Origin of the sequence: Streptomyces sp. NPDC045470 (genome assembly GCF_040646595.1) — a bacterium.
Lineage (GTDB): Bacteria > Actinomycetota > Actinomycetes > Streptomycetales > Streptomycetaceae > Streptomyces.
On sequence record NZ_JBEZAN010000010.1, the window covers coordinates 297777 to 298780 of the forward strand.

Genomic DNA, 1004 nt, shown 5'->3' on the forward strand with positions numbered 1-1004 from the left:
TCCCGGGTCACGGCGGAAGCTGCCACGGTCGTCGTCCCGGCGCGGGCCGCGCGGGCGGTCGTCACGGCGGAAGCCGCCGCGGTCGTCGTCCCGGCGGGGGCCACGGTCGTCGCGACGGAAGCTGCCACCGCGGTCGTCATCGCGGCGCGGGCCGCGGGGGGCACGGTCGTCACGCGAGAAGCCAGGGCGGTCGTCGCGGCGGAAACCGCCACGGTCGTCACGGCGCGGGGCACGGTCGTCGCGCGGGAAGCCGCCGCGGTCGTCCCGGCGGTCGTCGCGGCGCGGGCCGCGATCGTCCCGGCCGCCGAAGCCGCCACCGGTGGGGCGGCCGCCACGGTCGTCGTCACGACGGGGGCCACGGTCATCGCGACGGAAGCTGCCGCCGCGGTCGTCCCGGCGTCCACCGCCGAAGCCGCTGCCGGAGGGCCGGCCGGCCCGGTCGTCGCGGCGCGGGGCGCGGTCGTCACGCCGGAAACCGCCGCGGTCACCGCCCTCGCGCCGCTGGGGCCGGCGCTCCGAGCGATCGTCGGAAGAGTTGGGGGACATCGACGTGACTCCTGTCTTCGGTACTGCAAACATTCTCGCGCACCGACCACTCCGGCGCGCTTCGACCAAACAAAAAAGGACCCTCAGCCCCAGCGTGAACGCTGGGACCAAGGGTCCTCCAAAGATTGTTCGGCGGCGTCCTACTCTCCCACAGGGTCCCCCCTGCAGTACCATCGGCGCGGAAAGGCTTAGCTTCCGGGTTCGGAATGTAACCGGGCGTTTCCCTAACGCTATGACCACCGAAACCCTATCGGGTTCAAGCGAACAAGCACACTCTTCAATTAAAGAATGAAACAGTGGAACTTGGTTCAACCGACGCTGCGACTGTTCGCAACCCGGGAACCACACAGTGGACGCGAGCACCTGAGGACAAGCCCTCGGCCTATTAGTACCAGTCAACTCCACCCGTTACCAGGCTTCCATATCTGGCCTATCAACCCAGTCGTCTACTGGGAGCC

The 1004-nt window shown here is 69.4% G+C and carries 2 rRNA genes and 1 pseudogene; all 3 read right to left on the minus strand.

The window, feature by feature from the left end:
• A pseudogene (locus AB0A97_RS26540) lies at nt 1–546 on the minus strand (RNA helicase); the annotation flags it as partial.
• A gap of 127 nt (nt 547–673) precedes the next feature.
• Nucleotides 674–790 (minus strand): 5S ribosomal RNA (gene rrf, locus AB0A97_RS26545).
• A 121-nt stretch (nt 791–911) separates the two neighbouring features.
• Nucleotides 912–1004, minus strand: a 23S ribosomal RNA gene (locus AB0A97_RS26550); the annotation flags it as partial.